This is a genomic window from Microbacterium sp. CH12i (assembly GCF_000685355.1).
Classification (GTDB): domain Bacteria; phylum Actinomycetota; class Actinomycetes; order Actinomycetales; family Microbacteriaceae; genus Microbacterium.
In genome coordinates this window covers 252,637-279,597 of record NZ_JHET01000010.1, presented here as the reverse complement: position 1 = coordinate 279,597, position 26,961 = coordinate 252,637, and the positions used below count along the sequence as shown (strand labels likewise).

Below are 26,961 nucleotides of genomic sequence, written 5' to 3'. Positions count from 1 at the left end.
GCTACCTGCCAAGTTCAGTGCGTGGTCGAACAATTCCATTGAAGGCAAGAGTTTGCATGAATGGAAGAACACCCGTGCTATGTTCCGAGGCATGGCACGCGGATCATCGGGCAGATCGAGCTTGAGCAGGCATCTGGCGATTCTCGACGCCTTCGATGTGGATGCCGCATTCCTCACGCTCTCGCAGATCGCGCGCCGCAGTGGCATCCCGATCTCCACGGCGCATCGCCTGGTGGCAGAGCTGGAAGAGCATCGCTTCATCGAGCGCCTCGACGATCGCACCTTTCGGCTCGGCGTGCGTCTCTGGGAACTCGCGGCGCGCACGCCGGGAGCGCTCGGCCTGCGCGAAGTCGCTCTGCCTCACATGCAGCAGATACATGCGGCGGTGCGACAGCATACGCAACTGGGAGTGCTCAGCGGATCGGAGGTGCTGTTCGTTGAACGCCTCTCGATGAAGGATGCAGTCGTCAATGCCACCCTCGTCGGCGGCCGGCTGGCCCTTCATGCGTCCTCCAGCGGTATCGTGCTGCTCGCGCATGCGTCTCTCGATGCCCAGGAGGCATACCTCGGCTCAGAGCTTGAACGCTTCACTGCTTCTACGCCGCAGGATCCAGCTGGTCTTCGGCTTCTGCTCGCCAAAGCTCGGCACGACGGCTTCGTCGTCGCGGATGGGTACATTCATGTCGATGCCCGCGGCATCGCGGTACCCGTGCACGGCCCCGAAGGCGCCGTGGTCGCCGCTATCGCCGTCGTGGTTCCCAACGATGAGACTGATCCGGCGTCGATTATCGCCATATTGCACAAGGCAGCGGAGCGAATCTCCGCAGAATTGCGCACGGCATATCTCTCACCGGATGATCCCGGCGCCGAGCCTGGAGGCGGGTTCCGTTCACTCGTCCACAGTTCCACGAAGTCGATGGAGTACCTCGTGTCATCGCGCGCTCTCGGTCGTCGGTAGGTCCCTCCGGCGATATCCGTTATGCATGGTGCGCAAAATTGCAGAGAATGCAATAATACCCATGTGCAACAACCGGAAGGCCTGAGAGCCCGCAAGCAGCGGCAAACGCGTGATGCGATCCATCGTGCGGCCGTGGACCTGGCGTTCGAACTCGGGCCAGATGCAACAACGGTCGCCGAGATCAGCGCGCGCGTTGACATCTCGCCGCGCACGTTCTTCAACTACTACCCGACTAAAGAAGATGCGTTCGTAGGTCTGCACGAGGGGTTGCCGAGCGATGACGAACTCGACGTCCTGCGCTCCGGAACCTCCGACGATCTCATCGGAGACATTCTGACGCTCATGCTCGGGGTCTTCACGCCCAGTGACGAAACGCTCCTCGAACAGCGCAAGGCGCTCATGGCGAAGCATCCGCAGCTCGTCCAGCGGCAGTGGGCACGCATGATCGGCGTCGAACAGCGCATCGCCGAGGTCGTGGCAGAGCGGATGCGAGCTGCAGGCACCTTCACGAATGTGCCGGACGCGAAGACGCCGCACGCGCACTGGTCGTGACTTGCAACGCGGTGCTGCGCCTCAGCATCCGCAAAACGATCATGGACCACACTTCGACCGCAAGCATCCGACCGCACGTGGACGAGAGTCTGCACACTCTTCGAGAGGTATTGCGCACACTGCCATGACCGCTTCCTCGGCTACCCCCAGGCCCCGTTCGCACGAGTCACGCAGGGGGATCGTTCTGCTCTTCATTGGGCTGGTGCTGGCAATGCTGCTCGCCTCGCTCAGCCAGACAGTGCTCAGTGCCGCGATGCCCACGATGGTGGGTGAGCTCGGCGGGGTCGACCAGATGCTGTGGGTGATGACCGCCTATATTCTTGCCTCCACGATCATGATGCCGATCTACGGCAAGATCAGCGACCTGATCGGCCGTAAGGGGCCGATGATCTTCGCGATCGTGACGTTCATGACGGGATCCGTCATCGGGGCGCTCGCTCCAGACATGACTGTGCTCATTGCGGCGCGAATTGTGCAGGGGCTCGGCGGGGGCGGACTCATCATCCTGTCGCAGGCGACCATCGCCGATGTCGTTCCGGCGCGTGAGCGCGGCAAGTACATGGGCATCATCGGCGCGGTCTTCGCAGTGTCATCGGTGGCCGGCCCGCTCATCGGCGGCTGGCTGACGGAAGAGGTCAGCTGGCGCTGGACGTTCTGGATGAACATCCCGCTCGGGTTGATCGCGCTCACAGCTGCGATCACCCTGCTGCACCTACCGAAAGGCACGAACTCGAGGCCGAAGGTCGATGTGCTCGGCATGATGACGCTGGCGGCCGCAACAGCGTGCCTGATTCTGGTCGCATCCTGGGGCGGCAATGATTATGAATGGACGTCGCCCGTCATCCTGTCGCTCATCGCGGCCACAGTGGTATTCGCCGTGCTGTTCGTCTTCGCCGAACGGCGTGCAGCTGAGCCGATCATGCCCCTTTCCCTGTTCCGGCATCGCAACTTCAATCTTGCGACCTCGGCGGGTCTGCTCATTGGCGTAGCGATGTTCGGAGCGATCGGGTACCTGCCGACCTACCTGCAGATGGCGTTCGGTGAGGATGCCACGACGGCTGGCATTCTCATGGTGCCGATGATGGGAATGATGCTGGTCACCTCTCTCGTTAGCGGCTGGCTGGTGAGCAAGTACGGACGATATAAATGGATGCCGATCGTCGGAGCGGCGCTGGTAGCACTCGGGCTCGTGTTTCTGGGCACGATGACCCCAGAAACTCCGCTGTGGCGGTTTTGCATCGACGTGGGGTTGCTGGGAATGGGACTCGGCGTCAACATGCAGATTCTTGTGCTGATCGTGCAGAACACCTTCCCGAACAGGGTGGTCGGTACCGCGACCGCGGCGAACAACTTCTTCCGTCAGATCGGTGCGTCACTCGGTAGCGCTGTGATCGGGAGCCTCTTCGCAGTGAGGCTGGTGGGCATCATCGGAGAACGGCTTCCCTCCGGTGAAGGAACAGCCCAGCTGGGAGACATTGCCTCGCTCACCCCGGACAGCGTGCGGGAATTGTCGGCGCCAGTGCGTGAGGTCGTTGTGCACGGATACAACGATGCGCTCACTCCGCTTCTGCTCGGGATGGCGCCTCTCGCGGTTGTCGCTGTCGTGCTGCTGTGCTTCATCAAGGAAGTGCCGCTGAAGACGACGGTTGAGCGTGACATCGTCCCTGACGCTCTCGGTGAGGGGCACCTCATCGAGCATGATGATAAGCCGGCGCACGACGCCCGCTGACCCTCCCCGCAAGCAGAACACGCCATTGCTGCTCGCGCGTAACCCGGTTGCGCGCGTGGGTCAAGGTCCTGGCCGCGCGCGCCGATCGCCTGTCATAGTGAAGCCCCAATGAAAGGAGTCCATGATGTCCGATGCAAAGGATCCAACTGAGGAGCAACAGATATCTGATGTGCGGCTCGAAGAAACGCGTGAGGATGACTCGGGTTTCGAGCCGATAACACCGGACGGCGTCGACAAGGGGAAGCCGGCTGTGGCAGACCCGAAAGATTCTCAGAATCCTCCTCCGCGACGTTTCTGACCGTCTGATGCGCAGAAACCATGTCAAGAGCCGAACATGACTGTGAGCAGTGAAGCCCTCGACTGAATCGATCGTTGGTAGCGCGCCGCGAACTACTTGAGCGTCGGGCAGATCAATCTGCAGGGTGACGCGATGCTCGCACAGCCGCTCATCCGCGAAGTCCGATGCAGACGACGATTCGCGCCAGTGAACGTCGATGGATTGTCAAGGGTCGTGATCACCGATCGAGCGCACACTATGTTTGAGCGATGACGAACGAGACTGAGGCGCCCTCACGACTGCGTCGTGCGATCACCGGACCGATGCTCTTCGCGTTCATTCTGGGAGACGTTCTCGGCGCGGGGATCTACGTCCTCATGGGGGTGCTCTCCGAGCAGGTGGGCGGAATGCTGTGGGCACCGCTGGTGCTGGCATTGTTGCTCGCGCTGCTGACGGCAGGGTCGTATGCCGAGCTCGTCACGAAGTACCCACGTGCAGGCGGTGCGGCAGTGTTCGCCGAACGTGCGTTCCGCAGTCGCATTGTGTCGTTCCTGATCGGATTCAGCATGCTTGCGGCCGGGGTGGTAAGCGCGGCCGGTCTCGCAATCGCCTTCGCGGGCGCTACCTTCAAACCTTTATCCCCGTACCGCCGATTCCCGCAGCCATGGTGTTCCTCGTCATCGTCGGTGCACTCACCGCCCGCGGCATCCGCGAGTCGATGAGCGCGAACCTCGTGATGACGGCGATCGAACTGAGTGGTCTTGTGATCGTCATCGCCGTCGTGGGCTTCTTCGTGGCAGGTGGCGGTGGCGACGTGTCGCGCGTCATGGAGACTCCCGAAGGTTCCGGCGTGGGGCTGGCGGTGCTGGGAGGCGCGATCATCGCCTACTACTCATTTGTGGGCTTCGAGACGTCGGCCAACGTGATCGAAGAGGTCAAGGACCCCTCGAGGACCTACCCGAAGGCGTTGTTCGCCGCGCTTCTCACAGCTGGTGCCGTTTACGTGCTGGTGGGTCTCGCCAGCGCAGTGGCACTGCCCGCCGATGAGCTGCAGCAGTCCACCGGGCCGCTTCTCGACGTCGTGGAGGCGACCGGTATCGGAGTGCCGTCCTGGCTGTTCAGCCTGATCGCCCTGATCGCCGTCGCCAACGGTGCGCTGCTCACCATGATCATGGCCAGCAGGCTGGCTTACGGCATGGCAGAGCGAACGCTCCTGCCGAGCGGGCTCGGACGGGTGCTTCCTGGTCGAAAGACGCCATGGGTGGCGATCGTGGTAACGATGATCGTGGCGATGCTGCTGACGCTGGTCGGCGATCTTGCGACGTTGGCAGAAACTGTGGTGCTCCTACTGCTGTTCGTCTTCCTCAGCGCCAACGTGTCTGTCCTGGTGCTGCGCCGCGACCGCGTCGAGCATGACCATTTCCACGTGTGGACGTTCGTGCCAGTGCTCGGTATTGCATCGTGCATTCTGCTTCTGACTCAGCAGCGCGCAATCGTCTGGCTGTTCGGCGGTGGTCTGCTTGTCATCGGGCTCGCGCTCTACGGCCTCACGCAATGGGCGCGACGGCGAAAGGCAGCGGCGCATGTCGAGTGAGTCGGAGGTCGTGCTGTCACGGATCTCACCTGCGGATGCCGGTGAGGTGTTGACGATCCAGCGTGCCGCTTTCGTTTCGGAGGCGCTGATCTACGGCACGGCCGACATGCCTCCGTTAACCCAGACTCTCGACGAAATGCGTGCCGAACTCGTCGACGCGAATGGGTGGGTGGCCAGGTCGGGAACGCGTCTCGTCGGAGCGATCCGCGTCAGGGAGACGGATGATCTGCTGCTCATCGGTCGCATCGCGATCGCCCCCGACATGCAGCGATCTGGGATCGGCAGAGAGCTGCTCGCCGCCGCCGAACACGGCTCGCTCGCGCCGGAGGCCGAGCTATTCACCGGCAGCCTCAGCGAGGCCAACGTGCGACTGTACGAGAGTTGCGGATATCGGATCAACGAGCGCGTGGATCAAGGCGACGGAACGACGCAGCTTTTCATGCGCAAAAGGCTCGGTGCAGCGCCGCGCTGAGCCGCCGCTGTCCGGAGCGGAGCTGAGCCGTTATGCCCCCGAAGGCGTTGCCGGCTAACCCGATCGGCGTCGTCGACGGCGGAGCCTAGCGTGAGGGCATCACACAACGGGTGCTCGAACGCCTCGATGCCGAATTGGGCGAAACGGATGCCGTGTTCTACCAGGCGCTCAACGACGTCGGTTTCACTGTGCCGGCGCAGGGCTGCGTGTACTGGAATGGCGAGGCGATGCACACCACCGACTACAAGGATCTGGAGCAGACGCCCGAGAAGGTGAGCGCGTCGATCACCACGGCGTTGACCAACGCGATCCATCTGACAGGGCTGCTGCGAAAGTCGAAATACCCCGCGTCCTAACCTCGGCGGTGCGGCTCCACGATCGACTTGATCGTGTCGGGATTCGCCGTGGATTCCAGCGCATCCTTGACCTGATCCAGGGTGAACGTGCCGGTCACCATGCCGTCAAGGTCTACCTGACCCGACGCGACGAGCGCGATTGCGGCAGGCCACGTATTCGCGTAACGGAATACGCCGGTCAGCACGAGCTCCTTGTTCTGGATCTGCGTGATAGGCAGTGCCAGCTCAGGCAACCCCATTCCGACGAGCACGGCGCGTCCGCCAGGGCGAAGAGCGTCGATCCCGCTGCGCACGGCAGCCGCGGCTCCGGAGGCATCAACGAACGAATCGGCCCCGACCGTACGGATCGCATCCGCATCTGCAACAGGATCGAGCGCTGATGTCGCGCCAAAACGCAGAGCGGCTCGGCGGCGAGCGTCACTGATGTCTGAGACCAGTACCTCGGAGGCGCCGGACGCTCTGGCGACCTGAGCGACGGCGAGGCCGACCGGTCCTGCTCCTGTGATCAGCACGCGGTCACCGACCGAGAACGCGGCCTTGCGGCCGGTGGCGACAGCCACTGACAGCGGCTCGAGCAGAGCGGCAGCCCAGTCGCTCACCGAATCCGGAATCGCGAATGCGAAATGGCTCTGGATCGTGACGTACTCCTGGAACGCGCCATCGGTGCCAGGCACGGCATAGAAGCGCATATGGGGGTCGAGGTTGTAGTCACCTCGCATCGTCTCGGGGGATGTGGTGGACGGATGCTGCGGCTCGATCGAGACTCGTTCGCCAACGCGCGCGGGCGAGACATCCGTGCCAACGGCGACGATCACGCCGCCGGATTCGTGGCCGAGCACGAGCGGCTCGTTCACGACCCAATCGCCCAGGCGTCCGTCGTGGAAGAAGTGCACATCAGAGCCGCACACGCCCACCGCAGTGACCTTAACGAGCACCTCGTCAGCGGCCGGTGACGGCACGCGACGCTCTTGCAACTCGACGCGGCCGGGCTCAACCAGCACATTCGCGAACATCGTCTCTGGCAGGTGCGTCGTTGCTGTCATGGTGCGCTCTTCTCGGTGCGGGCCGTCGCGCCCGTTGTGATGGACATACGCGCGGCATCCGCATCTTGACATTCGCAGATATCGCGACGTATGGTGAATCTAACGTGGCCATGTTACATTACCCGGGAACATAACACGAGAGTAGGAACGCGAAGATGCGAGCAGTTGTATTCACGGGCGAGGGGCAGCTGTCCCTCGAAGAGCGGCCAAAGCCGACGCCCGGCTACAAAGAAATCCTGATCGAGACAGCAGCGGTCGGTATCTGCGGAACGGACACGCACGTCTTCGACGGCGAGTTCGAGGGCACCATCTTTCCGCTCGTCCCCGGCCATGAGGCGACCGGCACGATCGTGGCACTCGGCGAGGGGGTCAACAGCGGTGTCTTCGACTTCAAGGTCGGCGACCGCGTTGCGATCAACCCGAGCACCACCTGCGGCGAGTGCGAGTTCTGTCTCAACGGACACCAGAATCTCTGTCGTTTCTGGAATGGCCTCGGCGTCGTGGCCTCCGACGGCGCATCACAGGAATTCTTCACTGCGCCCGCCAGCAACGTGTACACGCTCAAGCCTGAGACCAACATCTACGAGGCCGCGCTCATCGAGCCCCTGGCGTGCGCCATTCGCGGCTGGGACGTGCTGCCGCGACGCATAGGAGACCACGTTCTCGTATACGGAGCCGGCACGATGGGGCTGCTGATGGCCCAGCTGGCCACCCGCGCTGGCGCGGCCACCGTCAGTATCGTCGACCTGAACACGGATCGCCTCGCCGTCGCGGAGGAATGCGGCATCGAGTTGCGGTACACGTCTGCCGATGACGCCGATCGCGAGAAGTGGGATGTCGTCATCGATTGCACCGGAAACCTTCGCGCCATCGAAGATGGGCTGACGCGCGTCAAGCCCGCCGGATTCTTCCAGAACTTCGGCGTCGCTCCCGCCGACGGAACCGCGAAGTACTCTCCCTTCCGCGTCTATCGTGACGAGATCTCGATCGTCGGCACGATGGCGGTCCTGAACTCCTTCGGCCGCGCTGTCGAGATGTTCGAGGCGGGCGCGATCAACGCGACGGCGATGATCAGCCACTCCTTCGTGCTCGACGACTACGAAGAGGCGCTGGAGTTGTTCCGTCGCGGCTCCGGCCGCAAGCTTCAAATTCGACCGAACGACACCGAGTCCAGGGTGCTGATCCCATGAGCGCGTCTCGCACGGTGAGTTCTCCGGTCAAGGGACCGCGGCGGCCGCTGTCCACGGGCGCTAACGCGGCATCTGGATCGGTGTGATCGTGGTCGTGATCCTCGCAATGGTGCTGGGGACGCGAGTGGTGTCCGCCGATGACCCGCTCGCGCAGGGCACGGAGAAATTCGACCCGGCCACCTACGGTGCGGAGAACTTTCCTACCGTGCAGTCCGCCATCGTCGACAGTGCCGTCGATGCCGACGTGCTCGCGGCAGACATCGCGAAGGATCCCGCGGCGGCCGCTGAGGAGTACGCGGTGCAGAGCTCTGGCGGCCCCGTCTACACCACAACATTCACCGGCGTCGTCGGTGAAGGCCAGTCCGGCATCTATGAGGTGGCGGTCGAAGGACTTCCTGAGGGCCTCCTGATCCGGGTGCAGACCGGACCCGCCATCAACGGCACTGAGCTGCGCGATGCGACGGGTGAGATCGAGTTCGGACAATTCGTCAATCAGATCGACTTCCAAAACGCGGCTTCAGCGCTGAACGAAGAGCTGAAGACGCAGGTGCTCGCCGACATCGACACTGCCGCTCTGGCAGGGAAGACGATCGAGGTCACCGGAGCGTTCACTCTGATCAATCCGAGCTCGTGGCTCGTCACCCCCGTCGAGTTGAGTGTGCAATGAGCGATGGGTTCGACGACGTCGTCCTCGAGGCACGCAACGTCGTCAAGACATACGGCGGCACCCGGGCGCTGAAGGGTGTGAACTTCGAGATCCGTAGAGGAACGGTGACCGCCCTCTTCGGCGAGAACGGCGCCGGCAAATCGACGTTGATGAAGATCCTCTCCGGTGTCGAGCAGCCGACCGCCGGCGAGATTATCCTCGACGGCGAACCTGTCGTGTTCCATTCCACGAATGACGCGCGCGACCGTGGCATCTCGATCATCCACCAGGAGTTGAGCCTCGCCCCCAACCTCTCCGTACGCGACAACATCTTCATGGGCCGCGAGATCACGGGTGCGTTCGGGATCGACTTCGCAGAGGAGTCACGTCAGACGCGCGAGCTTCTCGCCGACCTGCTCCCGGGTGTCGAGCCGGACACGCAGGTCAACGATCTCCGTGTCGGCCAGCAGCAGATCATTGAGATCGCTCGGGCGCTTTCAGTGAACTCGCGCATCCTCATCATGGATGAGCCGACGTCGGCGCTCGCCGCGGCTGAGGTGGAGATCCTCTTCGGGATCATCCACGACCTCACCGCGCGAGGTGTGGCCATCGTCTACATCTCGCATCATCTCGAAGAGGCACTCGAGGTCGCCGATCACGCCGTCGTCCTGCGCGACGGCACCATGACAGCGAAGGATGAGCGTACGAACATCGATCTCGACTGGATCGTGCGAAACATGGTCGGCGACAACTTCGACCTCGGTTCGCCGCCTACCGGTTACGAGTTCGGTGACACGATCCTCAGCGTTCGCGAACTCATCGTGCTCGATCAGGAGAACCCCGAGCGGGCGATCGTGAACGGACTCAGCCTCGACGTCCGGGCCGGCGAGATCGTCTGCTTGTACGGGCTGATGGGCGCCGGGCGCACTGAACTGCTCGAAGCGGTCGCCGGGCGGGATCGGATCGACGGCGGAGAGATTCTGCTGGACGGTACGGCGCTCGGCAATGACACGATCGCGGAGCGCATCGCGCTCGGTGTCGGGCTCGTGCCGGAGGACCGGCAGCGTGACGGGCTCGTGCAGACATTCGATGTCGGTACCAACCTCACGCTCGCCAGCCTCGGCAATTCTCTGGTGAATGGTGTGCTCTCACGTCGCACCGAGAAGAAGATCGCCGAGGACCTCATCCGCACGGTGACCGTGAAGACCCCGGGGCCTGACCTGCCGATCGGTTCGCTCTCCGGCGGGAACCAGCAGAAGGTCGTCATCGGCAAGGTCATCGCGACCGATCCGCGCGTGATGCTGCTGGATGAGCCGAGCCGCGGTATCGACATCGGGGCCAAGGGCGAGGTGTTTCGTCTTCTCGCCGAACGCGCCCGCGGGGGCCTCGCCGTCGTGTATTCGACATCAGAGGTCGGCGAATGCCTCAGCATCGCGCATCGCATCATCGTCCTGCGACGCGGCCAGATCTCCGCCGAGTTCGGTCCGGACGCCACGAAGGAAATGATCATGGCCGCCTCCGGCGAAGCCGTGGCCGCTTAGGAATTTGAGAACGGATCGACAATGACGACGACAACGACCGCCATCATCGAGAACAAGAAGAAGTTCTCCCTCGCACGTGTGCTCATCGAGGGCAGGGCATTCCTTGCCCTGATCCTGATCATCGTGGTGTTCTCGCTGATGTCGCCGAACTACCTCACCTTCAGCAACCTTCTGATCATGGCCTCACACGTCGCGGTCTACGCCATCCTCGGACTCGGGATGCTGCTGGTCGTGCTCAACGGCGGCATCGACCTTTCGGTCGGATCGACGTTGGGTTTCTCGGCGGTGATCGCCGGCTTCTTGATGCAGGGGGTGCCGATCAACATCTTCGGCGTGATCCTCTATCCGAGCGTCCCCGTGGTTGTGATCCTCTCCTGCGGCGTCGGCGCAGCAGTCGGCGTGGTCAACGGCATCCTGATTTCCAAGTTTAAGGTCGCCCCTTTCGTGGCGACATTGGGCATGCTGTATGTGGTGCGTGGCCTGGCGCTGCTCATGACCAACGGCCTCACGATCAACGACCTGGCGGGCGATGAGGCACTGGGTAACACCGGCTTCAATTGGCTCGGCTTCAACCGCGTGCTGAACATCCCCATCGGCGTCATCATCATGGTGCTGATCGCGATCGTGCTCGGTTTCCTGCTCGGACGCACTCGCTTCGGGCGCTGGTTGTACGCGTCTGGTGGCAACGAACGTGCGGCTGAGCTCTCGGGTGTGCCGGTGAACGGCGTCAAGATCTGGGTGTACGTCATCTCTGGCATCTGCGCGGCGATCGCCGGTCTCGTCCTCGCCTCGACGCTCACCAGCGCCAGCCCCACTGCGGGCAACACCTACGAGCTGACAGCGATCGCCGCGGTCGTGATCGGTGGAGCATCTCTGATGGGCGGACGCGGCAACGTGCGCGGCACTCTGCTGGGCGCGTTCGTCATCGGATTCCTGTCGGACGGACTCGTGATCGTCGGCGTCTCCGCTTACTGGCAGATGGTCTTCATCGGCGCAGTGATCGTCGTGGCCGTGCTCCTGAACAGCCTGCAGTACGGACGCCGCCGCCGTCCTGCCGCAACAGGCACGAAGCACGCGTTGGCGACCGACAAGACGTCGGAGCCGGTAGGCACGAACTGACCAGCACACAGAACCCTGTAATACCCACCAAGAGAAAGGACGCATCAAAATGATGCGCAAGAAGGCAATTGCCTCGATCATCGCCACAGGCGCACTGATCATCTCGCTCGCCGGGTGCGCCGGAGGCAGCACGGACGCTGCTCCGACGGACGATGCCAAAGGCGCAGACGCCGGCGGCCTCATCACGATCATCGTGAACGACCCGGCGAACCCGTATTGGAAGACAGAGGGCGATGTCGCCGCCGCGGCGGCGAAGGAACTCGGCTACGAGTCCAGCGTCGGCGCCCACAAGGGCGACACCAACACCGAGAACACCCTCATCGACACGGCGATCGCGAACAAGTCCGTGGCGATCATCCTCGACCCCGCCAACGCAGATGGCTCGATCGCCGCGGTCAAAAAGGCCGACGCGGCGGGGATTCCCGTGTTCCTTGTGAACGCGGAGATCAACGAGGCCGGCATCGCGAAGGCGCAGCTGGTGTCGAACAACGCTCAGGGCGCCGCGATCGGAGCCCAGGAATGGGTCACGCAGATCGGTGAAACGGCCGAGTACGTCGAACTGTTCGGCGCGCCGTCTGACAACAACGCGCAGACCCGTTCCAACGGCTTCCAGACCGTCATCAGCCAGTACCCCGGTCTAGTCAAGGTCGGCGAAGAGGTCGCGGACTGGGACCGTACCAAGGGCCATGACAAGATGCAGTCGCTGCTGCAGTCGCACCCGACGCTGACGGGTGTCATGTCTGGCAACGACGAGATGGCTCTGGGCGCGATCGCAGCTCTCAAGGAGGCCGGAAAGCTGGATGGCGTCGTCGTCGGTGGCTTCGACGGCGCACCGGATGCTGTCTCCGCGGTCATCGCGGGTGAGATGGCGTACACCGTTCTCCAGCCTGTCGCGGTCTTCTCGAAGAAAGCCGTCGAACTCGCCGACGACTACATCCAAAACGGCACTGAACCTGAGGCGGAGAAGCAGTCGTTCGACTGCATCCTCATCACGAAGGACAATGCAGACAAGATGACGGAGCCTTTCACCTACTCCGGCTGAGTCCGCAGCACACGACCGCACTTCGTGCGGTGAACGCTGGGGCGGACGCCGAACGGCATCCGCCCCAGCCCACACACTTCGTCCGTACGACGAGAGGCACCATGAGTTACGTTCTGAACGATCCCGCCGATTTCGCCGACGAGTCCGTGATCGGCTTCGTCGCCGCACACGGCGCACTCGTGCGGCGGGTCACCGGCGGCGTCGCACGCGCGCAGGCCACGCCGCCTGGACAGGTCGCAGTCGTCATCGGCGGCGGATCGGGACACTATCCCGCCTTCGCTGGTCTCGTGGGCGCCGGTCTTGCGCACGGCGCGGCGATGGGCAATGTCTTCGCGTCACCGAGCGCGCAGCAGGTCTATTCCGTCGCCAAATCGGTCGCCACCGAGGCGGGCGTGCTCCTCAGCTACGGCAACTACGCCGGCGACGTGCTCAACTTCGATCAGGCCGAGAAGCGGCTGCGCGATGAGGGCATTGCATGTCGCACCGTGCGGGTCACGGACGATATCTACAGCGCGTCGCCTGCGGAGAAGTCCAAGCGGCGCGGCATCGCAGGAGATCTCGCGGTGTTCCGCGCAGCATCCTGGGCTGCTGAACAGGGGATGACGCTCGACGAGGTGGTCGAAGTCGCTGCCCGTGCCAACGAGCGCACCCGTTCGATCGGCGTGGCATTTTCTGGCTGCACCCTTCCCGGCGCGTCAGAGCCGCTCTTCACCGTTCCGGCCGGTCAGATGGCGGTCGGGATGGGCATCCACGGCGAACCGGGCATCTCCGTCGTGCCGCTGCCTTCGGCACGAGAGCTTGCGGCGCTCCTCGTCGAGGGATTGCTCGGCGAGCTGCCAGAGGACATCACAGACGTCGACGGCGCACGCGCGGCCGTCATCCTGAATGGCCTTGGCGCCGTCAAGTCCGAAGAACTGTTCGTGATCTACGCCACGGTGGCAGAGCTCCTGGCGAAGGCCGGGGTAACGATCGTCGAGCCGGAGATCGGCGAGTATGCGACAAGCTTCGAGATGGCGGGCGTCTCACTGACCCTGGTCTGGCTTGACGATGAGCTCGCAGAGGCCTGGGCGTCGCCCGCGTACACTCCGGCGTACCGCAAGGGCGCCGTCGAAGCGGCCGTCGCGGGCGCGACAGTCAACACTGCGCAGGATGCTGCGCCTGAAGCTGACGTCATTCCCCCCGCATCGCAAGAATCCATCGAGGTCGGCGCTGTCGCCCTTGCGATCGTAGAGTCCATTCGCGACATGATCGACCGCGACGTTGATGAGTTCGGTCGGCTCGATGCGATTGCGGGCGACGGAGATCATGGCATCGGCATGCAACGCGGCGCGCGTGCTGGTGCCGCGGCAGCCCGAGACGCGGTCGCCGCAGGCGCCGGAGCGGGCACAGTGCTCAGCCGTGCGGGTGATGCCTGGGCCGACAGGGCCGGTGGCACATCCGGTGCGCTCTGGGGTGCGGCGCTGCGTGCAGCGGGGGAGCGCCTCGGCGACGAGCTTCGACCGCACGCGACCGATGTCGCAGCTGCCGTCGATACCGCGCGAGAGGCGATTCAGAGCTACGGCAAGGCCGCCGTCGGCGACAAGACCATGGTCGACGCACTCGTGCCGTTCGCCGAAGAACTGACTGCGCGCGTCGCAGCGGGCGAAGCACTGGCGTCGGCGTGGGCGGCTGCGGCCGTCGACTCCACGAATGCCGCAGAAGCGACATCCGCTCTTCTTCCTCGTCTCGGGCGCGCGCGCCCGCACATGGAAAAGAGTCTGGGCACCCCAGACCCCGGCGCGATCTCGCTCGCGCGAGCAATGACCGTTGCGGGACAGGTACTCGCGGAGCAAGACAACAGCACAGAGAAGGACTGAACATGACACGCGAATGGCGAATCGTCATCGGATCGGACGATGCGGGCTTCGAATACAAGGAAGCTCTCAAGAAGGATCTGCAGAACGACCCGCGGGTCACCGAGGTCATCGACGTCGGCGTCGACTCCACCGGAGGAACCGCATACCCGGTCATCGCGATCGCAGCGGCCGAGAAGGTGCGTGACGGCGAAGCCGATCGGGCCCTGCTCGTGTGCGGCACGGGACTCGGCGTCGCGATCGCGGCGAACAAGGTGCCAGGAATACGCGCGGTCACAGCGCACGACAGCTACAGCGTCGAGCGGAGCGTGCTCAGCAACAACGCGCAGGTGCTCACCTTCGGGCAGCGCGTGGTGGGGTTGGAGCTGGCACGCCGACTCGCGCGCGAATGGCTCGGCTACGAGTTCGACGAGTCGTCGGCATCGGCGCAGAAGGTTGCCGTCATCAACGGCTACGAGGCCACGGGGAGCTGTGGCTGACGACGACGGGCCGTCTCACGGCCCACGGGGGGAATCCGTGCGTCCGATCCTGCTCGGAGCGAGCCTCAAGCTCTACCTCGACATCGACACGAGCGTCGCGTGGGCGCGATCTCTCTCAGAGATCGCGCGTACGCACGCCGCTGTGCTCTCGGGAGACGTACGCCTGTTCATCCTGCCGTCACTTCCTGCGCTGGATCGCGTCATCGCAGCGGTTGCCGATGCCCCGATCGCTGTGGGCGCTCAGGATCTGTTCTGGGAGGATCGCGGGGCGTACACCGGCGCCGTTAGCGGCGCTGACCTTGCGCGCCTCGGATGCCGGTATGTCGAGGTCGGGCACGCGGAACGGCGGCACGTCTTCGGCGAAGGCGACACGGTTATCCGACGAAAGCTTGCCGCTGCGGTGCGCAACAGCCTCACGCCGGTGTTGTGCGTCGGTGAAGAGGAGCGGGTGGATGCTGCGCTCGCGGCTTCGATCTGCATCGCGCAGATCGAGTCAGCGATCGCGGATGCCGGAGACCTCAACGACCTCGTCGTCGCTTACGAACCGGAGTGGGCGATCGGGCAGGCTGAGCCGGCATCTCCCGACCACGTGAGCGAGGTCGTCGCACTGTTGCGCTCTCATCTCACACAGCAAGGTCTGCAGGACGCGGCTGTGATCTACGGAGGCAGCGCGAAACCCGGACTGCTGAGTACGCTTTCCTCAGGTGTCGACGGATTGTTCCTCGGCCGATTCGCGCACGATCCGCAAGCATTCGCGAGCATCATCGACGAGGCCGCCCGCTTACGTTGATCGCACTACGTTGAGAGCGAGGAGATCCGAGATGACCAGCACTTCCCCCACCGCACCGTCACGAGCGGATCGACAGCAGTCGCGCCAGCTGGCCATCAGCGAGGCGGTGATGGTCGCAGGGTCCATGCGTATCGAGCAGATCGCTGAGCATTTCGACATCAGTGTGATGACGGTGCATCGTGATCTCGACGAACTCGAAGATCGCGGGCTGTTGCGCAAGAGCAGAGGTGTGGCGACTGCGAGTTCCACTGCGCTGGTGGAATCCAGCGATGTGTACCGGGTTGGTCGACAACAGGCAGAGAAAGAGGCGATGGCGGTGGCCGCCATGGAGTTCGTTGAGCCAGGGCAGGCGATCATGCTCGACGACTCGACATCGACGATGCATCTGCTTCCGCATCTGCATACGAAGACGCCCCTGACCATCATCACCAACACGCTCACGATCATGAACGATCTGCGCGGCATGCGCGGCATCGAGATGATCGGCCTGGGGGGCGAGTACTACAACTGGTGCAGCGCGTTCATGGGGCGCATGACTGTTCGTGAGATCGCCGAGCTGCGTGCTGATCTCTTCGTCATGTCGACGTCGGCGATCGTTGATGACATCTGCTTTCACCAGACCCTTGAGACCGTCGACGTGAAGCGGGCCATGTTCGAATCCGCGAGCAAGCGCGTGCTCCTGGCGGATCGGACCAAGTTCGACAAGCGCGCCCTTCATGCGATGCTGCCGCTGGCAGACTTCGACGTGGTCGTCGTCGACGCAGCCACGGATCGGCGACACATCGACCGGATGCAGGATGCCGGGGTCAACGTTCATATCGCGCGCCGCCCGACCGGCGCTCGCTAATTCGACCGGAGGCGCTTGCGCACAGCACAGTCCGGTCTCAGGTAGTGTCTCGGTCATGGCGACCGCATCGACGCAAACTCATAAGCGTGAGGCATTCGGCTCCCGCAACGTGTTCATCCTCTCGGCGATCGGCTCAGCCGTCGGCCTGGGCAACATCTGGCGCTTCCCATACGTCGCGTACGAGGGCGGCGGCGGAGCGTTCCTCATCCCGTATCTGTGCGCGCTTCTAACCGCCGGCATCCCGCTGCTTTTCTTTGATTACGCGATCGGTCACCGCTTCCGCGGCTCAGCGCCGCTTGCGTTCCGTCGCATGAAACGTGCCGCTGAGCCGCTCGGATGGTGGCAGGTTCTCATCTGCGTTGTGATCGCTGTCTACTACGCCGTCATCGTCGCATGGGCGGCGATGTACACCTGGTTCTCGGCCCAGCTCACCTGGGGCGCTGGCAATGAGAATGACTTCTTCTTCACCGATTTCCTGCAGTCTGCCGACGTTGCCGAGGTGGGCGTCTCAACCGAGTTCGTCCCGCAGGTCGGCATCCCGCTGATCGTCGTCTGGCTCGTCGTCATCGTGATCATGGCGCTCGGCGTCAAGCGCGGAATCGGCGCAGCCAACATGATCCTCATGCCGCTTCTCACGGTCATGTTCGTGATCCTCGTCGTGCAGGCGCTGTTCCTGCCTGGGGCGATGGACGGGCTCAACGCCTTCTTCACGCCGAACTGGGAAGCACTGGCTGACCCCGGCGTATGGGCCTCGGCCTACGGCCACATCTTCTTCTCTCTTTCGGTCGCGTTCGGCATCATGGTGACGTACTCGTCGTACCTCAAGCGCAAGACTGACCTCACCGGCTCCGGCCTAGTCGTCGCGTTTGCCAACTCGGCGTTCGAGATTCTCGCCGGCATCGGTGTGTTCGCTGCACTCGGGTTCATGGCTCAGGCGCAGGGGACTGACGTCGCGGGGGTCGCGACGTCAGGCATCGGACTCGCGTTCATCGCTTTCCCGACGATCGTCTCGCAAGCCACGGCCGGCTCGATCATCGGCGTGCTGTTCTTCGGTGCGCTGGTCTTCGCCGGCATCACCTCGATGATCTCCATCCTCGAAGTGATCGTCGCGGCCCTTCAAGACAAGCTCGGCTGGGGTCGGGTGCGCACGACGCTCACCGTGTCGGTACCGCTCGCGGTCATCTCGATGGCGCTGTTCTCAACGACCACAGCGCTGACGGTGTTGGATACCACCGACGCCTTCGTAAATGCCTTCGGCATCATGGCCGTCGCGCTCGTGGCCGTCATCGTCGTCGCTTGGGTGTTCCACAAGCTGCCCGCGCTGCAAGAGCACCTCAACCGCCGCTCGAGCTTCCGGGTCGGCTTTATCTGGAAGCTGCTGGTGGGTGCGCTCGCACCGATCGTGTTGGGATACTTGTTCATCAGCGAGATCATCGCCAAGATCTCTGAGCCGTACGGTGGCTACCCGGTCTGGTTCGTCTCGATCTTCGGGTGGGGGATGGTGATTGGTCTCATCATCTTCGCTCTGCTGCTCTCACTTATCCCGTGGGGCGCGCACTCGCATGCGAAGGATGATCCGGACTACGACGAGTTCCTCGACGAAGAGCATTACGGACCAGATGGGGAGACTGACACTATCCGTCTTCCCCTGTCCGAGGAGAAGGGAGCGAGCGCATGAGCGCCGCGGCCATCGTGTTTATGATCATCGCCATGGTCACGGTGTGGGGCGGGCTGATCGCCGCGATCGTGAATCTGGCGCGCCATCCCGAGGTTGCCGAGAGCGAGCCCGCCCCTCCCGTCGAACTCTGACGCAGAAGGGCTGTTGCTCGATGACATCTCGGGGCACACTGGTCTCATCAATCAACGATGAGGAGCGGTCATGTCGTACAAGGTCGGGTATTTCGTCGGAAGCTTGTCGTCCACGTCGGTCAACCGCGTTCTGTCAAAAGCGTTGCTTGAGGTCGCTCCGGATGATCTGGAGTTCACCGAGATCATCATCGGCAACCTACCCCTCTACAGTCCGGACTTCGATGGCGACTATCCGGCCGAGGCACGCGCACTGAAGGATGCGATCGCGGCGAGCGACGCGGTGCTATTCGTCACTCCCGAGTACAACCGCTCGATCCCCGGCGCGTTGAAGAACGCGATCGACTGGGCGTCACGCCCGTGGGGGCAGAACTCCTTCGACCACATGCCGACCGCCGTGATCGGGGCGTCCATCGGCGTGATCGGCACCGCCGTCGCCCAACAGAGCCTGCGCGCGGTTCTCGCGTTCTGCAATGCGCGTCAGATGACATCGCCGGAGGCGTACATCCACTTCACCAAAGAGGTGTTCCAGGATGACGGGACCATTACGAAGCCCGACACTGAAGACTTCCTTCGGGCATACATGGCCGAGTTCCGCGAGCACGTTCAGCGTGTGTTGACGGTGCTGCCTCGGCAGTGACCACAACGCTTTGCAGTGTGCCCGGCTACTCCTGAGAGATGCTTTCGACGGTGGTCCCGGTTGCCTCCGACGACAGTGCACGCGCCACGTCGGCTTGGCTGATGATCCCTACCAGCTTTCGATCCTCCAGCACCGGGAGTCGACGGATCTGGTGCTTCTGCATCCGCTCCAACGCCACATTCACGTCGTCGGAGACGTCCACGGTCACGGGCTTTCCGCCTGCGAGATCCCGTGCGGGCGTCGTCTCCGGATCAAGCCCAGCAGAAACGGCCTTGACGACGATGTCTCGATCGGTAAGCATGCCCTTCAGCTTGCGGTCTTCGCCGCAGATCGGCAGCGCGCCGACATCGAGGTCCTTCATCACGGATGCCGCGATGCTGAGCGAGTCGTTCTCGCCGATGCAACGCGGCGCTGGCGTCATGATGTCTCGGGTGAGCGTCATTTGTCCGTTCCTCTCGTTGGTCCTGTGTAGTCCGGGCGAGCTGGCTGCGGGGGCTGGTCTTCCAGCTCGCCACCCTCGCGGCCGCCGAAAGGGCGTCCGTGGTCAGCGAACTCTTCACGTCCGAACACGAGGGTCCACGGACCCGCGGTGAAGCGGGCCCCGGTACGAAGGATCTCGGATCTGTCACCGGCGCCCGTCTCGGCGGCTCTCGAACTCGCGTTCATCTCGCCCTCGCCGTGCAGAGTGAGGACGTACTCGTCGCGATCGTCGTGCACGACGGTCGCATGCACGGGATCGGTGTCTGCAAGACGCAACTCGTTGCCTTCAGCCGATCGACGCGCACTTCGTCCGTCGTCAGCTGATGGACGAAGCGATCATCGTCGCGCGTGACGCGAAGATGCGGGTTGCCGGCGCCCCATTCGGCATGGGTCGTCGTCGGTTCATGCTTCTGCGGATCGGTCATCTTCCTCAGCCCTTCAGCGTTGGGTGGTTGCGTGCGCGTTTCGAACAGGTGGTGGCGTGCGCGTTTCGAACGCTAGCGCGACACCAAGCGGATCGGCGAGGGGGTTGACCGCACGTCATCTCGATGATCTAAGCTCTCGAGCGGCTAGGCTGGGCATCGGGCACTAACCCGAGATTGCTTACCAGTTGATCTGTGCGGGGAGCGCAAACGGATGGGTAAATTCATTTACGAGGGCGGCGTCAAGGTCGAGATCGAAGACCGCGCCCTGACACACATCCAGCTCGTCATCAGCGCCAAGCTGCGTCGCGGCGAGCCATTCGCTTTCAGCTGGCGAGAAGACGCGAGCGTGGGTGGCGGACGCACTACCGTGTGGGTGCACCCGGGTAGCTCTATCGTCTACAAGTACTACGGGGGCAGACAGCCAGCCATCAATCGGGCATGGGTCGACGCGCTCGCCTTCACCGCCAGCACACCAGCCGGTCTTTACCTTGTCCCGGAGCCAGCGGAATCCACAGACCCGGTCGCAACCATTGACCTGCCTGCGATGCCTGCGACCAGCTGACCCCCACTCCGCACCCGCGCTGGAAGTGCGAGAAGATGGAAGACATGACTTCTTCCGCGCCTCAGATGCAGCGCAACGCACTCGCACCCGGCCTGCTCGCGGCGATCGCCCTCTTCCTCTCGCCGCTGTTCACGCAGGGGCTCGTTGCGACCATCATTCTTTATGTCGTCGCGATTCTCGCGGTGATCGTCGCCTGGTTTGCGTGGCAGGCGGGACAGTGGTGGTGGACGATCGTCTTCGTCGCGGTCGCGGTGATCTGGAACCCGGTCTTCCCCTTCGGGTTCAGTGGTGTGGTCTGGACGGTGGCGCAGTTCGTCGCCGCTGTCGCATTCCTCGCCGCAGCCGCGCTCATAAAGAATGACCCCCGATGAATACGGTGCCAATGGATGTCGCCCCACTGAGCGAAGCGGAAGTCCGTCGTATCCGCGAAGACTTCCCGATCCTCAACACCGAGGTCAACGGGCATCCGCTGGTCTACCTCGACTCGGGTGCCACTTCGCAGCGCCCCCGCGCGGTACTCGATGCAGAACGCGAGTTCGCTACGACTTTGAACTCCGCCGTGCATCGCGGAGCGCACACCCTCGCAGCCGAAGCCACAGAAGCTTTCGAAGACGCGCGCAGCACTATTGCGCGGTTCATCGGCGCCGATGACGATGAGATCGTCTGGACATCTAACGCGACAGAGGCCATCAACCTCGTTGCTTACGCCCTCTCGAATGCTTCTCTCGGGCGCGGGGGAGCAGCGGCCGAAAGGCTGCGTCTCGGGCCAGGTGACGAGATCGTCACCACTGAGATGGAGCACCACGCCAACCTGATCCCTTGGCAAGAGCTCGCGGCCCGCACCGGCGCGACGCTGCGGGTCATCCCGCTCGACGACAATGGCGCACTCCGCTTGGATGAGCCGGTGATCGGCCCGCGTACCACGCTCGTCGCGGTGACTCACGTCTCCAATGTGCTCGGCGTCATCAATCCGATCGAGCAGCTCATTGCGCTCGCGCACGAGGTCGGCGCGCTCGTGCTGCTCGATGCCTGCCAGTCGGCGCCGCACATGCCGCTCGATGTGCACGCTCTCGATGTCGACTTCGCCGTCCTTTCCGGGCACAAGATGCTCGGGCCCACCGGTATCGGCGCACTCTATGGCCGCCGTGAGTTACTCGAGGCCATGCCTCCGTTCCTCACCGGCGGTTCGATGATCACGACGGTCACCACAACCACCGCGGAGTACCTGCCGCCGCCCCAGCGCTTCGAAGCCGGCACCCAGCGGGTGTCGCAGGCCATCGCGCTCGCCGCCGCGATCGACTACCTCACGGCGGTAGGGATGCCGCGGATCGCTGCTCACGAGGCACTGCTCGGTCAGCGACTTCTTGATGGACTCACATCGATTGACGGCGTGCGTGTGCTCGGCGCGAACATCGACCTGCCCCGAGTGGGACTGGCGAGCTTCGACGTTCCCGGCATCCACTCACATGACGTCGGCCAGCTACTCGACGATCGCGGTATTGCCGTCCGTGTCGGCCACCACTGCGCCCAACCGCTGCATCGTCGGCTCGGCGTGACCGCTTCCACCCGCGCAAGCACATATCTCTACTCAACCGAGGCGGAGGTCGACGCTTTCGTTGAGGGTGTTTCCGCGACTATTGACTTCTTCGGAGTGCGCTCATGACATCCGGTGACCTGCAGAATCTGTACCAGGAAGTAGTGCTCGACCACTCGCGTACCCCGCACGGGTTCGGACTGCGCGACGAGATTGCAGCGCAGTCGCATCAGCTGAACCCCACCTGCGGTGACGAGGTGACGTTGCAGGTGCATCGCGCTCCCGACGGCACAATCGAGGCCATCGCGTGGGAGGGCCACGGATGCGCCATCTCGCAGGCATCCGCATCGATGCTGGCGGTGCTCGCCGAAGGACTCACCGTCCCAGAGCTCGAGCATCGCATCGATGTGTTCCGCGAGGCAATGCGCTCGCGCGGCAAGATCGAGCCGGATGAAGAGCTGCTCGGAGACGCCGCCGCCCTCGGCGGAGTCTCCCGCTACGTCGCGCGCGTGAAGTGCGCAATGCTCGGCTGGGTCGCCGCCGAAGACGCCCTGCACAAGCTCGGCTGAGCGACGCCGCCCGAGGCACTTCGTATGTGACGTCGTGTGTCGTTACGTGAACCGTCGTGTCGCAAGAGGGTGACGACTGATCACCGGGCGCGGATGCTGGGCAGATGAGCCACCTGGTCAGTGTGGCGCAGCTGATCCATCTGCAGCGCGCCGCAGAGCACGGCACCGGTCCCGCCGTCCGGTTGCTCGACGTGCGCTGGCGGCTCGATCGTCCTGAGGGGCGGCCGGAGTACGTTCGTGCGCATCTGCCCGGCGCTGTCTACGTTGACCTCGAGCGTGAGCTCACCCGACGCGGCGACCCGCAGGACGGCAGGCATCCGCTGCCCGCCTATGACGATCTGCAGCGCGCTGCGCGCAGCTGGGGCGTCGATGACGGCGACATTGTCGTCGCTTACGACGACAATCGCAGTGTTCCGGCAGCGCGGCTCTGGTGGATGCTGAGACGCGTCGGGGTCGACGCCAGAGTTCTGGATGGTGGGATCCGCGCCTGGGCATCCGAAGGCCTTCCACTCGCCAACGGTGACGTGCTTCCGGCGCCGGGTGGGGTCCTCCTCGGCGCGGACGAGACCTCCGAGGTGCTCACGATCGAGCAGGTCGATAAATTCTCCGAACGCGGAGTGCTGCTCGACGTGCGCACGCCAGAGCAGTACAGCGGTGTGCACTCGGGCAGCGATCCGGTCGGCGGGCACATTCCAGGGGCGGTGAATCTTCCCGCGATGGCGACGGTGGGAGGCGACGGACGGCTGCAACGGCCCGAAGTTCTGCGCCGCATTTTCGCCAGCGCGGGCGTAAGCGCTGACACCGAGGTTGCCGTCTACTGCAGCTCCGGGGTGGCGGCCATGCACTCGGCGCTGGCGCTCGCGCACACCGGCATCCGTGCGCGCGTTTATCCAGGGTCGTGGAGTCAATGGGCCAATACGCGAGGTCGGCGCGTTGCGGTCGGCATCCTGCCGTCGGGGCGGCTGACCACGGTATAGCCGTCAGCGGTGAGGGAATATAGTGCGCGTGCGCACGTTGCCCTAGACATGACAACTCTAGGAATTATCGGTGCAGGACACATCGGCAGCCAGGTCGCACGCGCGGCCGTCACTGCAGGCTACGACGTCGTGATCTCGAACTCACGCGGACCGGAGACGCTCTCGGACCTGGTCGCCGAACTCGGACCGAAGGCTCAGGCGGCCATCCCCGCCGAGGCTGGTGCCGCTGGCGATGTGGTCGTGGTAACCGTGCCCCTGCATGCGCTCGCCGACGTACCTGTCGAGCCGTTGTCCGGCAAGATCGTGCTCGACACCAACAACTACTACTTCGAGCGGGACGGTCACATCGACGCCTTGGACAAGGGCGAGACGACCAGCTCGCAGATGCTGCAAGAACACCTGCCCACCTCGAAGGTGGCGAAGGCCTTTAACCACATCCGCTCCGAAGACATCACTACCGATGTGGCGCCGGCCGGAACGCCGAACCGGCGCGCTCTGGCGACGTCGAGTGATTTCCCCGAGGCAGTTGAATTCGCGACCAAGCTGTATGACGAGTTCGGTTTCGACACGGTCAACGTGGGTCCGCTCAGTGAGTCGTGGCGCGTTGAACGGGATCGCCCTGCCTACGTGGTGCGACAGAATGCCGACGAGCTGAAGGCGAACCTCGCGAAGGCCAACCGCCTCCCCTGACTGATAACCCCGTCATATGGGATACCAATCTGGCGCAGAAAACAGATGAGTGCGAGAATGCGGATATGGCGGGGGTCGGAGGCAGTGAGCTTGAGTCGGTTCGCGTGACGAGGTTGTTGCGTGATGACATTGTGGCGGGCAGGAGATTGCCGGGGGCGCGCCTGGTAGAACGCGACATCGCGGCGGAGTTGGAGGTCTCTCGACTCCCCGTACGCGAGGCGATCCGCGCACTCGTCGCCGACGGCATTGTCGTCGCCCGACCGAGGAGCTGGGCAGTCGTGCGGGAGTTCACACTCCGCGACATTCAGGACTTCGCGGAAGTGCGGGCGTCAGTCGAGACGCAACTGTTCGTGTTGGCAGCTCAGCGTCATGACGAGGCAGGGCTTGCTGAGTTGAACCAGATCGTAGAGCGCGAGGAACTCGCGGCTATTGCGGGCGACACGCGTGAAGCCCGCGTGGCTTCGGGGATGTTTCACGAGCATATGGCCGTGCTCGCTGACAACGAGATGCTCATAGAACTGGTGAGTGTCTTCGCTACCCGGATGAAGTGGCTGTTCGGCATGCACAGCGATCTGATCTTGATGGCGGCGGAGCACCGCGAACTGTATGAGGCGATCGCGATGCGTGACACGGGTTTGGTGCGGACGATGGCGACGGTTCATCTTGCCTCTGGCAGCGAGATCGCAGAGGAACATTTCCGCAGTATGACGTCGCGGCCGGGAGCCTCGCAAGACTAGATTGAACCGTGCGAAGCAGACTCCTCGCACCGGGAAGACGTATGCGAATTCTTGCATTTGGCGTAGGCGGCCTTCTGCTTCTAGGCGGAGGCGCGCTCGTTGTGCTCGCCGATCAGGAGCAGGAAGCAGGGGTCGAGCGTGCGCGCCAGAATGTCGCTGAACTCGAACAGGACCTCGAAGATGCCAGGGCAGACAATCTGGCGCTTGCCGAGACCTTGACGTCGTTGCGCGCGGCAATCGCGGCGCAAGAGAACCAGGTCGCCGACACCGAAGGTTTTCTCGAGTGAGGTTTCGACGTGCGATCGCGATCGCCATGAGCGTCATGGTGATCAGTGGAGGCGCGATCACGGCGAAAACCGAGGCAGTGGCAGTCGAACGTGCAGCCCTGGTCGATCAGGGCGAGCAGTTGGCATCGCAGATCAGGACCACGACGGCTCGCGGTGAATACATCCGCGCTCTCATCGCGCACGACCAGCCAGCGCAGGATGGACTGGATGCTGTGCTCGCAGCGCGACCGGAATTCATCTCCGCACTCGCCACCCTTCGCACTGCGCTCGTCAACGCCGACGGCAAGATCGACACGGCAGTGCACCGCGCTGCAGCGCTTGCGACTCAGGAGACCGTGCGGGCCGAGACGCGTGACGCGACGACGATCACCAACGCCACAGCGACGATCACAGCGCTCGCTACGAAGATCGACGCCGAGGTCAAAGCCTGGCAAGTTGCGCAGCAGAGCGCCGGTGATGGCCGGCTCTCCACGAGCAGCAGTTCGGATGGCTACGCCAGAGTGCGGGCGGCACTCGATCGCGTCGGAGGCGGTGGCGTGGGGCTGTACGAGTCGTCATCCTGCGCTGGAGGCTCTGCACCGGCGTGCGCGAACAGCAATGGTTACATCAAGTACCGTGCTGACGTCGGTGACTGGAGCGAGTCGCGGATCAACTGGGCCATGGCGCATGAGCTCGGCCACATCTACCAGTTTCAAGTGTGGGGCGCGCTGAACGACTCGTCGGCCTATTACTCACTCTTCGATGGCGACCCCGAGTTTCTGGCGAACTGCATGGCGCTGGTGCGCGGATACCCGGGCTCCGTCGGCTGCGACGGCGATCAGCAGATTTGGGCATCCGCCATCTGGGTCGGCTCCGTGCGCTGAGCGCCTGCGGTCGCCCGTCAGGTAACCGGAGTCGTCGTATCGGTCGCCTGGCGGAGTGGTCCGCGCATCGCGCGCCAGTAGCTGACCGGAGCAAGCCGCACGAGCGCGTCGATGAGTCCGGCCTCACGACCGACCATCGCCCTGGCTTTTCGGCGCTGAGTCGCACGGATGATGCGCGCCGCGGCATCCCTGGGTTCGGTGTGATACATCGCGGCCTGCGCTGATGCCGCCCGCGCAGCGACAGCAGGGTCGATGGTGGCGGCGTAGCGTCCGTGCAGGATGATTCCGGTGCGCACCCCGGCGGGGTAGACCGCACCGACCGAGATTGTGCTGCCTTCCAATTCGTGACGCAGCGCCTCAGAAAAGCCGCGAACAGCGAACTTGCTCATCGAGTAGGGGACGCGTCCGGCGGGCGCTGCGAGGGCGTAGACGCTGGCGAGGTGGGTGATATGGGCGGCGGGTCGCGCGCCCAGAGCAGGCAGGAGCGCCTTCGTGATTGACACCGTGCCCCAGAGGTTGACGTCCATGAGCCAGCGCATCTCTTCCATCGTGAGCTGTTCGAGGCTGCCGAGCATAGACGAGCCGGCACAGGTGATGAGTGCATTGATTCGTGGATGGGCTGCGATCACTTCCGCCGCGGCGGCAGTGACCGCATCGTCATCGCGCAGATCGACGATGTGAGTGGTGACGGTTCCGGGGAGATCTTCGGCGACGGATGCCAGTGCCTCGGCGTTGTAGTCAAGCAGGGCGAGGTGCACTCCCGCTGAGGCGAGTTGGCGCGCGAGTTCAGCACCCATACCGCTGGCGGCACCGGTGATCACCGTGGTGTTTCCTGCAAGGGTGATCTGTCGCATACATCCTCCTGATGTCTCGCCCTATTCTGACTGAGACTGGCGTCAGACG

Annotated in this window: 30 protein-coding genes and 1 pseudogene; 27 read left to right on the top strand and 4 right to left on the bottom strand. The window is 63.7% G+C overall.

All coding sequences use genetic code 11. The annotated features are described in order from the left end of the window. Positions 1–91: 91 nt before the first annotated feature. From DC31_RS13445 to DC31_RS13420, 6 genes and pseudogenes are all read left to right on the top strand, one after another. Entirely contained in the window at positions 92–958 is an 867-nt protein-coding gene (locus DC31_RS13445) for an IclR family transcriptional regulator (RefSeq protein WP_081813862.1), read from the top strand. A gap of 132 nt (positions 959–1,090) precedes the next feature. Beyond that, complete coding sequence (locus tag DC31_RS13440; protein WP_051606971.1) at positions 1,091–1,510, top strand: TetR/AcrR family transcriptional regulator; 420 nt, start codon at positions 1,091–1,093, stop codon at positions 1,508–1,510. Between the two features lie 124 nt (positions 1,511–1,634). Then, positions 1,635–3,239, top strand: a complete 1,605-nt coding sequence (locus DC31_RS13435) for an MDR family MFS transporter (RefSeq protein ID WP_036280846.1) — start codon at positions 1,635–1,637, stop codon at positions 3,237–3,239. A gap of 546 nt (positions 3,240–3,785) precedes the next feature. Next, positions 3,786–4,936: pseudogene (locus DC31_RS13430) on the top strand (APC family permease); the annotation flags it as partial. A gap of 163 nt (positions 4,937–5,099) precedes the next feature. After that, complete coding sequence (locus DC31_RS13425) at positions 5,100–5,582, top strand: GNAT family N-acetyltransferase (RefSeq protein WP_051606969.1); 483 nt, start codon at positions 5,100–5,102, stop codon at positions 5,580–5,582. A gap of 110 nt (positions 5,583–5,692) precedes the next feature. Continuing rightward, the gene (locus DC31_RS13420; RefSeq protein ID WP_442921906.1) at positions 5,693–5,938 is read left to right on the top strand and encodes a hypothetical protein; all 246 of its coding nucleotides are present in this window, start codon (positions 5,693–5,695) and stop codon (positions 5,936–5,938) included. Here DC31_RS13420 and DC31_RS13415 read toward each other — a convergent pair. Further along, on the bottom strand, positions 5,935–6,981 hold the full coding sequence (locus tag DC31_RS13415) for an NAD(P)-dependent alcohol dehydrogenase (RefSeq protein ID WP_200872934.1): 1,047 nt from the start codon (positions 6,979–6,981) through the stop codon (positions 5,935–5,937). The two genes, DC31_RS13420 and DC31_RS13415, sit on opposite strands and share 4 nt — an antisense overlap. A gap of 155 nt (positions 6,982–7,136) precedes the next feature. Here DC31_RS13415 and DC31_RS13410 point away from each other — a divergent pair, with 155 nt between their 5' ends. The 12 genes from DC31_RS13410 to DC31_RS13360 all read left to right on the top strand — a co-directional run bounded on the left by DC31_RS13410 (position 7,137) and on the right by DC31_RS13360 (position 18,934). After that, positions 7,137–8,171 carry an alcohol dehydrogenase catalytic domain-containing protein gene (locus DC31_RS13410; protein ID WP_036280844.1) on the top strand — a complete coding sequence of 345 codons (1,035 nt, stop codon included), beginning with the start codon at positions 7,137–7,139 and terminating at the stop codon, positions 8,169–8,171. 88 nt (positions 8,172–8,259) lie between these two features. After that, positions 8,260–8,838 (top strand): DUF2291 family protein, encoded by a 579-nt coding sequence (locus DC31_RS13405; RefSeq protein WP_200872933.1) that lies wholly within the window; start codon positions 8,260–8,262, stop codon positions 8,836–8,838. Next, on the top strand, positions 8,835–10,358 hold the full coding sequence (locus DC31_RS13400; RefSeq protein WP_036280840.1) for a sugar ABC transporter ATP-binding protein: 1,524 nt from the start codon (positions 8,835–8,837) through the stop codon (positions 10,356–10,358). The genes DC31_RS13405 and DC31_RS13400 overlap by 4 nt, the downstream gene beginning before the upstream one ends. Positions 10,359–10,379: 21 nt before the next feature. Then, positions 10,380–11,477 (top strand): ABC transporter permease, encoded by a 1,098-nt coding sequence (locus tag DC31_RS13395; protein WP_036280838.1) that lies wholly within the window; start codon positions 10,380–10,382, stop codon positions 11,475–11,477. Between the two features lie 49 nt (positions 11,478–11,526). Further along, positions 11,527–12,519, top strand: coding sequence for a D-ribose ABC transporter substrate-binding protein (locus DC31_RS13390; RefSeq protein ID WP_235201516.1), 993 nt, complete (start codon positions 11,527–11,529; stop codon positions 12,517–12,519). Between the two features lie 101 nt (positions 12,520–12,620). Further along, a complete protein-coding gene (locus tag DC31_RS13385) occupies positions 12,621–14,375 on the top strand; it encodes a dihydroxyacetone kinase family protein (protein ID WP_036280836.1) in 1,755 nt (584 codons plus the stop codon). A gap of 2 nt (positions 14,376–14,377) precedes the next feature. Then, positions 14,378–14,851 carry a ribose-5-phosphate isomerase gene (locus DC31_RS13380; protein WP_036280834.1) on the top strand — a complete coding sequence of 158 codons (474 nt, stop codon included), beginning with the start codon at positions 14,378–14,380 and terminating at the stop codon, positions 14,849–14,851. A 37-nt stretch (positions 14,852–14,888) separates the two neighbouring features. Further along, positions 14,889–15,641: a triose-phosphate isomerase family protein gene (locus tag DC31_RS13375; protein ID WP_036281235.1), complete on the top strand. Its 753-nt coding sequence runs from the start codon at positions 14,889–14,891 to the stop codon at positions 15,639–15,641. 31 nt (positions 15,642–15,672) lie between these two features. Next, entirely contained in the window at positions 15,673–16,488 is an 816-nt protein-coding gene (locus DC31_RS13370; protein ID WP_036280832.1) for a DeoR/GlpR family DNA-binding transcription regulator, read from the top strand. A gap of 55 nt (positions 16,489–16,543) precedes the next feature. Continuing rightward, a complete protein-coding gene (locus DC31_RS13365) occupies positions 16,544–18,166 on the top strand; it encodes a sodium-dependent transporter (RefSeq protein WP_036280830.1) in 1,623 nt (540 codons plus the stop codon). Further along, the gene (locus DC31_RS17785) at positions 18,163–18,297 is read left to right on the top strand and encodes a methionine/alanine import family NSS transporter small subunit (RefSeq protein WP_081813860.1); all 135 of its coding nucleotides are present in this window, start codon (positions 18,163–18,165) and stop codon (positions 18,295–18,297) included. Before DC31_RS13365 ends, DC31_RS17785 begins: the two co-directional genes overlap by 4 nt. Before the next feature lie 70 nt (positions 18,298–18,367). Beyond that, entirely contained in the window at positions 18,368–18,934 is a 567-nt protein-coding gene (locus DC31_RS13360) for an NADPH-dependent FMN reductase (RefSeq protein ID WP_036280828.1), read from the top strand. A 25-nt stretch (positions 18,935–18,959) separates the two neighbouring features. Here the strand turns inward: DC31_RS13360 and DC31_RS13355 are convergent, their stop codons facing one another. Together DC31_RS13355 and DC31_RS17780 are read right to left on the bottom strand one after the other, a co-directional pair. Continuing rightward, a complete protein-coding gene (locus tag DC31_RS13355) occupies positions 18,960–19,376 on the bottom strand; it encodes a CBS domain-containing protein (protein WP_036280827.1) in 417 nt (138 codons plus the stop codon). Continuing rightward, positions 19,373–19,690 carry a hypothetical protein gene (locus DC31_RS17780; RefSeq protein WP_235201515.1) on the bottom strand — a complete coding sequence of 106 codons (318 nt, stop codon included), beginning with the start codon at positions 19,688–19,690 and terminating at the stop codon, positions 19,373–19,375. Before DC31_RS17780 ends, DC31_RS13355 begins: the two co-directional genes overlap by 4 nt. A gap of 360 nt (positions 19,691–20,050) precedes the next feature. On the opposite strand from DC31_RS17780, the gene DC31_RS13340 reads away from it, so the two are divergent. From DC31_RS13340 to DC31_RS13300, 9 genes are all read left to right on the top strand, one after another. After that, positions 20,051–20,401, top strand: a complete 351-nt coding sequence (locus tag DC31_RS13340; protein ID WP_036280821.1) for a DUF7882 family protein — start codon at positions 20,051–20,053, stop codon at positions 20,399–20,401. Positions 20,402–20,445: 44 nt separating this feature from the next. Continuing rightward, the gene (locus DC31_RS13335) at positions 20,446–20,772 is read left to right on the top strand and encodes a DUF6804 family protein (RefSeq protein WP_152545434.1); all 327 of its coding nucleotides are present in this window, start codon (positions 20,446–20,448) and stop codon (positions 20,770–20,772) included. Continuing rightward, positions 20,769–22,064 carry a cysteine desulfurase gene (locus DC31_RS13330; RefSeq protein WP_036280818.1) on the top strand — a complete coding sequence of 432 codons (1,296 nt, stop codon included), beginning with the start codon at positions 20,769–20,771 and terminating at the stop codon, positions 22,062–22,064. The genes DC31_RS13335 and DC31_RS13330 overlap by 4 nt, the downstream gene beginning before the upstream one ends. Next, the gene (sufU, locus tag DC31_RS13325) at positions 22,061–22,504 is read left to right on the top strand and encodes a Fe-S cluster assembly sulfur transfer protein SufU (RefSeq protein ID WP_036280817.1); all 444 of its coding nucleotides are present in this window, start codon (positions 22,061–22,063) and stop codon (positions 22,502–22,504) included. The genes DC31_RS13330 and sufU overlap by 4 nt, the downstream gene beginning before the upstream one ends. Positions 22,505–22,608: 104 nt before the next feature. Further along, entirely contained in the window at positions 22,609–23,481 is an 873-nt protein-coding gene (locus DC31_RS13320; protein ID WP_036280815.1) for a sulfurtransferase, read from the top strand. Positions 23,482–23,490: 9 nt separating this feature from the next. Next, positions 23,491–24,171: an NADPH-dependent F420 reductase gene (locus tag DC31_RS13315; RefSeq protein WP_268748247.1), complete on the top strand. Its 681-nt coding sequence runs from the start codon at positions 23,491–23,493 to the stop codon at positions 24,169–24,171. 65 nt (positions 24,172–24,236) lie between these two features. After that, the gene (locus DC31_RS13310) at positions 24,237–24,908 is read left to right on the top strand and encodes a GntR family transcriptional regulator (protein WP_036280811.1); all 672 of its coding nucleotides are present in this window, start codon (positions 24,237–24,239) and stop codon (positions 24,906–24,908) included. A gap of 41 nt (positions 24,909–24,949) precedes the next feature. Next, entirely contained in the window at positions 24,950–25,195 is a 246-nt protein-coding gene (locus DC31_RS13305) for a hypothetical protein (protein WP_036280809.1), read from the top strand. Further along, a complete protein-coding gene (locus DC31_RS13300; protein WP_235201514.1) occupies positions 25,192–26,058 on the top strand; it encodes a hypothetical protein in 867 nt (288 codons plus the stop codon). The genes DC31_RS13305 and DC31_RS13300 overlap by 4 nt, the downstream gene beginning before the upstream one ends. Positions 26,059–26,075: 17 nt before the next feature. On the opposite strand, the gene DC31_RS13295 is transcribed toward DC31_RS13300, so the two are convergent. Continuing rightward, positions 26,076–26,912 (bottom strand): SDR family NAD(P)-dependent oxidoreductase, encoded by an 837-nt coding sequence (locus DC31_RS13295; RefSeq protein WP_036280807.1) that lies wholly within the window; start codon positions 26,910–26,912, stop codon positions 26,076–26,078. Between the last annotated feature and the right edge of the window lie 49 nt (positions 26,913–26,961).

Bases quoted from the DNA above. Each gene is read 5' to 3' on its own strand.
- DC31_RS13445 (WP_081813862.1), top strand. From the start codon at position 92: ATGGCACGCGGATCATCGGGCAGATCGAGCTTGAGCAGGCATCTGGCG.
- DC31_RS13435 (WP_036280846.1), top strand. From the start codon at position 1,635: ATGACCGCTTCCTCGGCTACCCCCAGGCCCCGTTCGCACGAGTCACGC.
- DC31_RS13425 (WP_051606969.1), top strand. From the start codon at position 5,100: ATGTCGAGTGAGTCGGAGGTCGTGCTGTCACGGATCTCACCTGCGGAT.
- DC31_RS13415 (WP_200872934.1), bottom strand. From the start codon at position 6,981: ATGACAGCAACGACGCACCTGCCAGAGACGATGTTCGCGAATGTGCTG.
- DC31_RS13410 (WP_036280844.1), top strand. From the start codon at position 7,137: ATGCGAGCAGTTGTATTCACGGGCGAGGGGCAGCTGTCCCTCGAAGAG.
- DC31_RS13400 (WP_036280840.1), top strand. From the start codon at position 8,835: ATGAGCGATGGGTTCGACGACGTCGTCCTCGAGGCACGCAACGTCGTC.
- DC31_RS13395 (WP_036280838.1), top strand. From the start codon at position 10,380: ATGACGACGACAACGACCGCCATCATCGAGAACAAGAAGAAGTTCTCC.
- DC31_RS13390 (WP_235201516.1), top strand. From the start codon at position 11,527: ATGATGCGCAAGAAGGCAATTGCCTCGATCATCGCCACAGGCGCACTG.
- DC31_RS13385 (WP_036280836.1), top strand. From the start codon at position 12,621: ATGAGTTACGTTCTGAACGATCCCGCCGATTTCGCCGACGAGTCCGTG.
- DC31_RS13380 (WP_036280834.1), top strand. From the start codon at position 14,378: ATGACACGCGAATGGCGAATCGTCATCGGATCGGACGATGCGGGCTTC.
- DC31_RS13370 (WP_036280832.1), top strand. From the start codon at position 15,673: ATGACCAGCACTTCCCCCACCGCACCGTCACGAGCGGATCGACAGCAG.
- DC31_RS13365 (WP_036280830.1), top strand. From the start codon at position 16,544: ATGGCGACCGCATCGACGCAAACTCATAAGCGTGAGGCATTCGGCTCC.
- DC31_RS17785 (WP_081813860.1), top strand. From the start codon at position 18,163: ATGAGCGCCGCGGCCATCGTGTTTATGATCATCGCCATGGTCACGGTG.
- DC31_RS13360 (WP_036280828.1), top strand. From the start codon at position 18,368: ATGTCGTACAAGGTCGGGTATTTCGTCGGAAGCTTGTCGTCCACGTCG.
- DC31_RS13355 (WP_036280827.1), bottom strand. From the start codon at position 19,376: ATGACGCTCACCCGAGACATCATGACGCCAGCGCCGCGTTGCATCGGC.
- DC31_RS13340 (WP_036280821.1), top strand. From the start codon at position 20,051: ATGGGTAAATTCATTTACGAGGGCGGCGTCAAGGTCGAGATCGAAGAC.
- DC31_RS13335 (WP_152545434.1), top strand. From the start codon at position 20,446: ATGACTTCTTCCGCGCCTCAGATGCAGCGCAACGCACTCGCACCCGGC.
- DC31_RS13330 (WP_036280818.1), top strand. From the start codon at position 20,769: ATGAATACGGTGCCAATGGATGTCGCCCCACTGAGCGAAGCGGAAGTC.
- sufU (WP_036280817.1), top strand. From the start codon at position 22,061: ATGACATCCGGTGACCTGCAGAATCTGTACCAGGAAGTAGTGCTCGAC.
- DC31_RS13320 (WP_036280815.1), top strand. From the start codon at position 22,609: ATGAGCCACCTGGTCAGTGTGGCGCAGCTGATCCATCTGCAGCGCGCC.
- DC31_RS13310 (WP_036280811.1), top strand. From the start codon at position 24,237: ATGGCGGGGGTCGGAGGCAGTGAGCTTGAGTCGGTTCGCGTGACGAGG.
- DC31_RS13305 (WP_036280809.1), top strand. From the start codon at position 24,950: ATGCGAATTCTTGCATTTGGCGTAGGCGGCCTTCTGCTTCTAGGCGGA.
- DC31_RS13295 (WP_036280807.1), bottom strand. From the start codon at position 26,912: ATGCGACAGATCACCCTTGCAGGAAACACCACGGTGATCACCGGTGCC.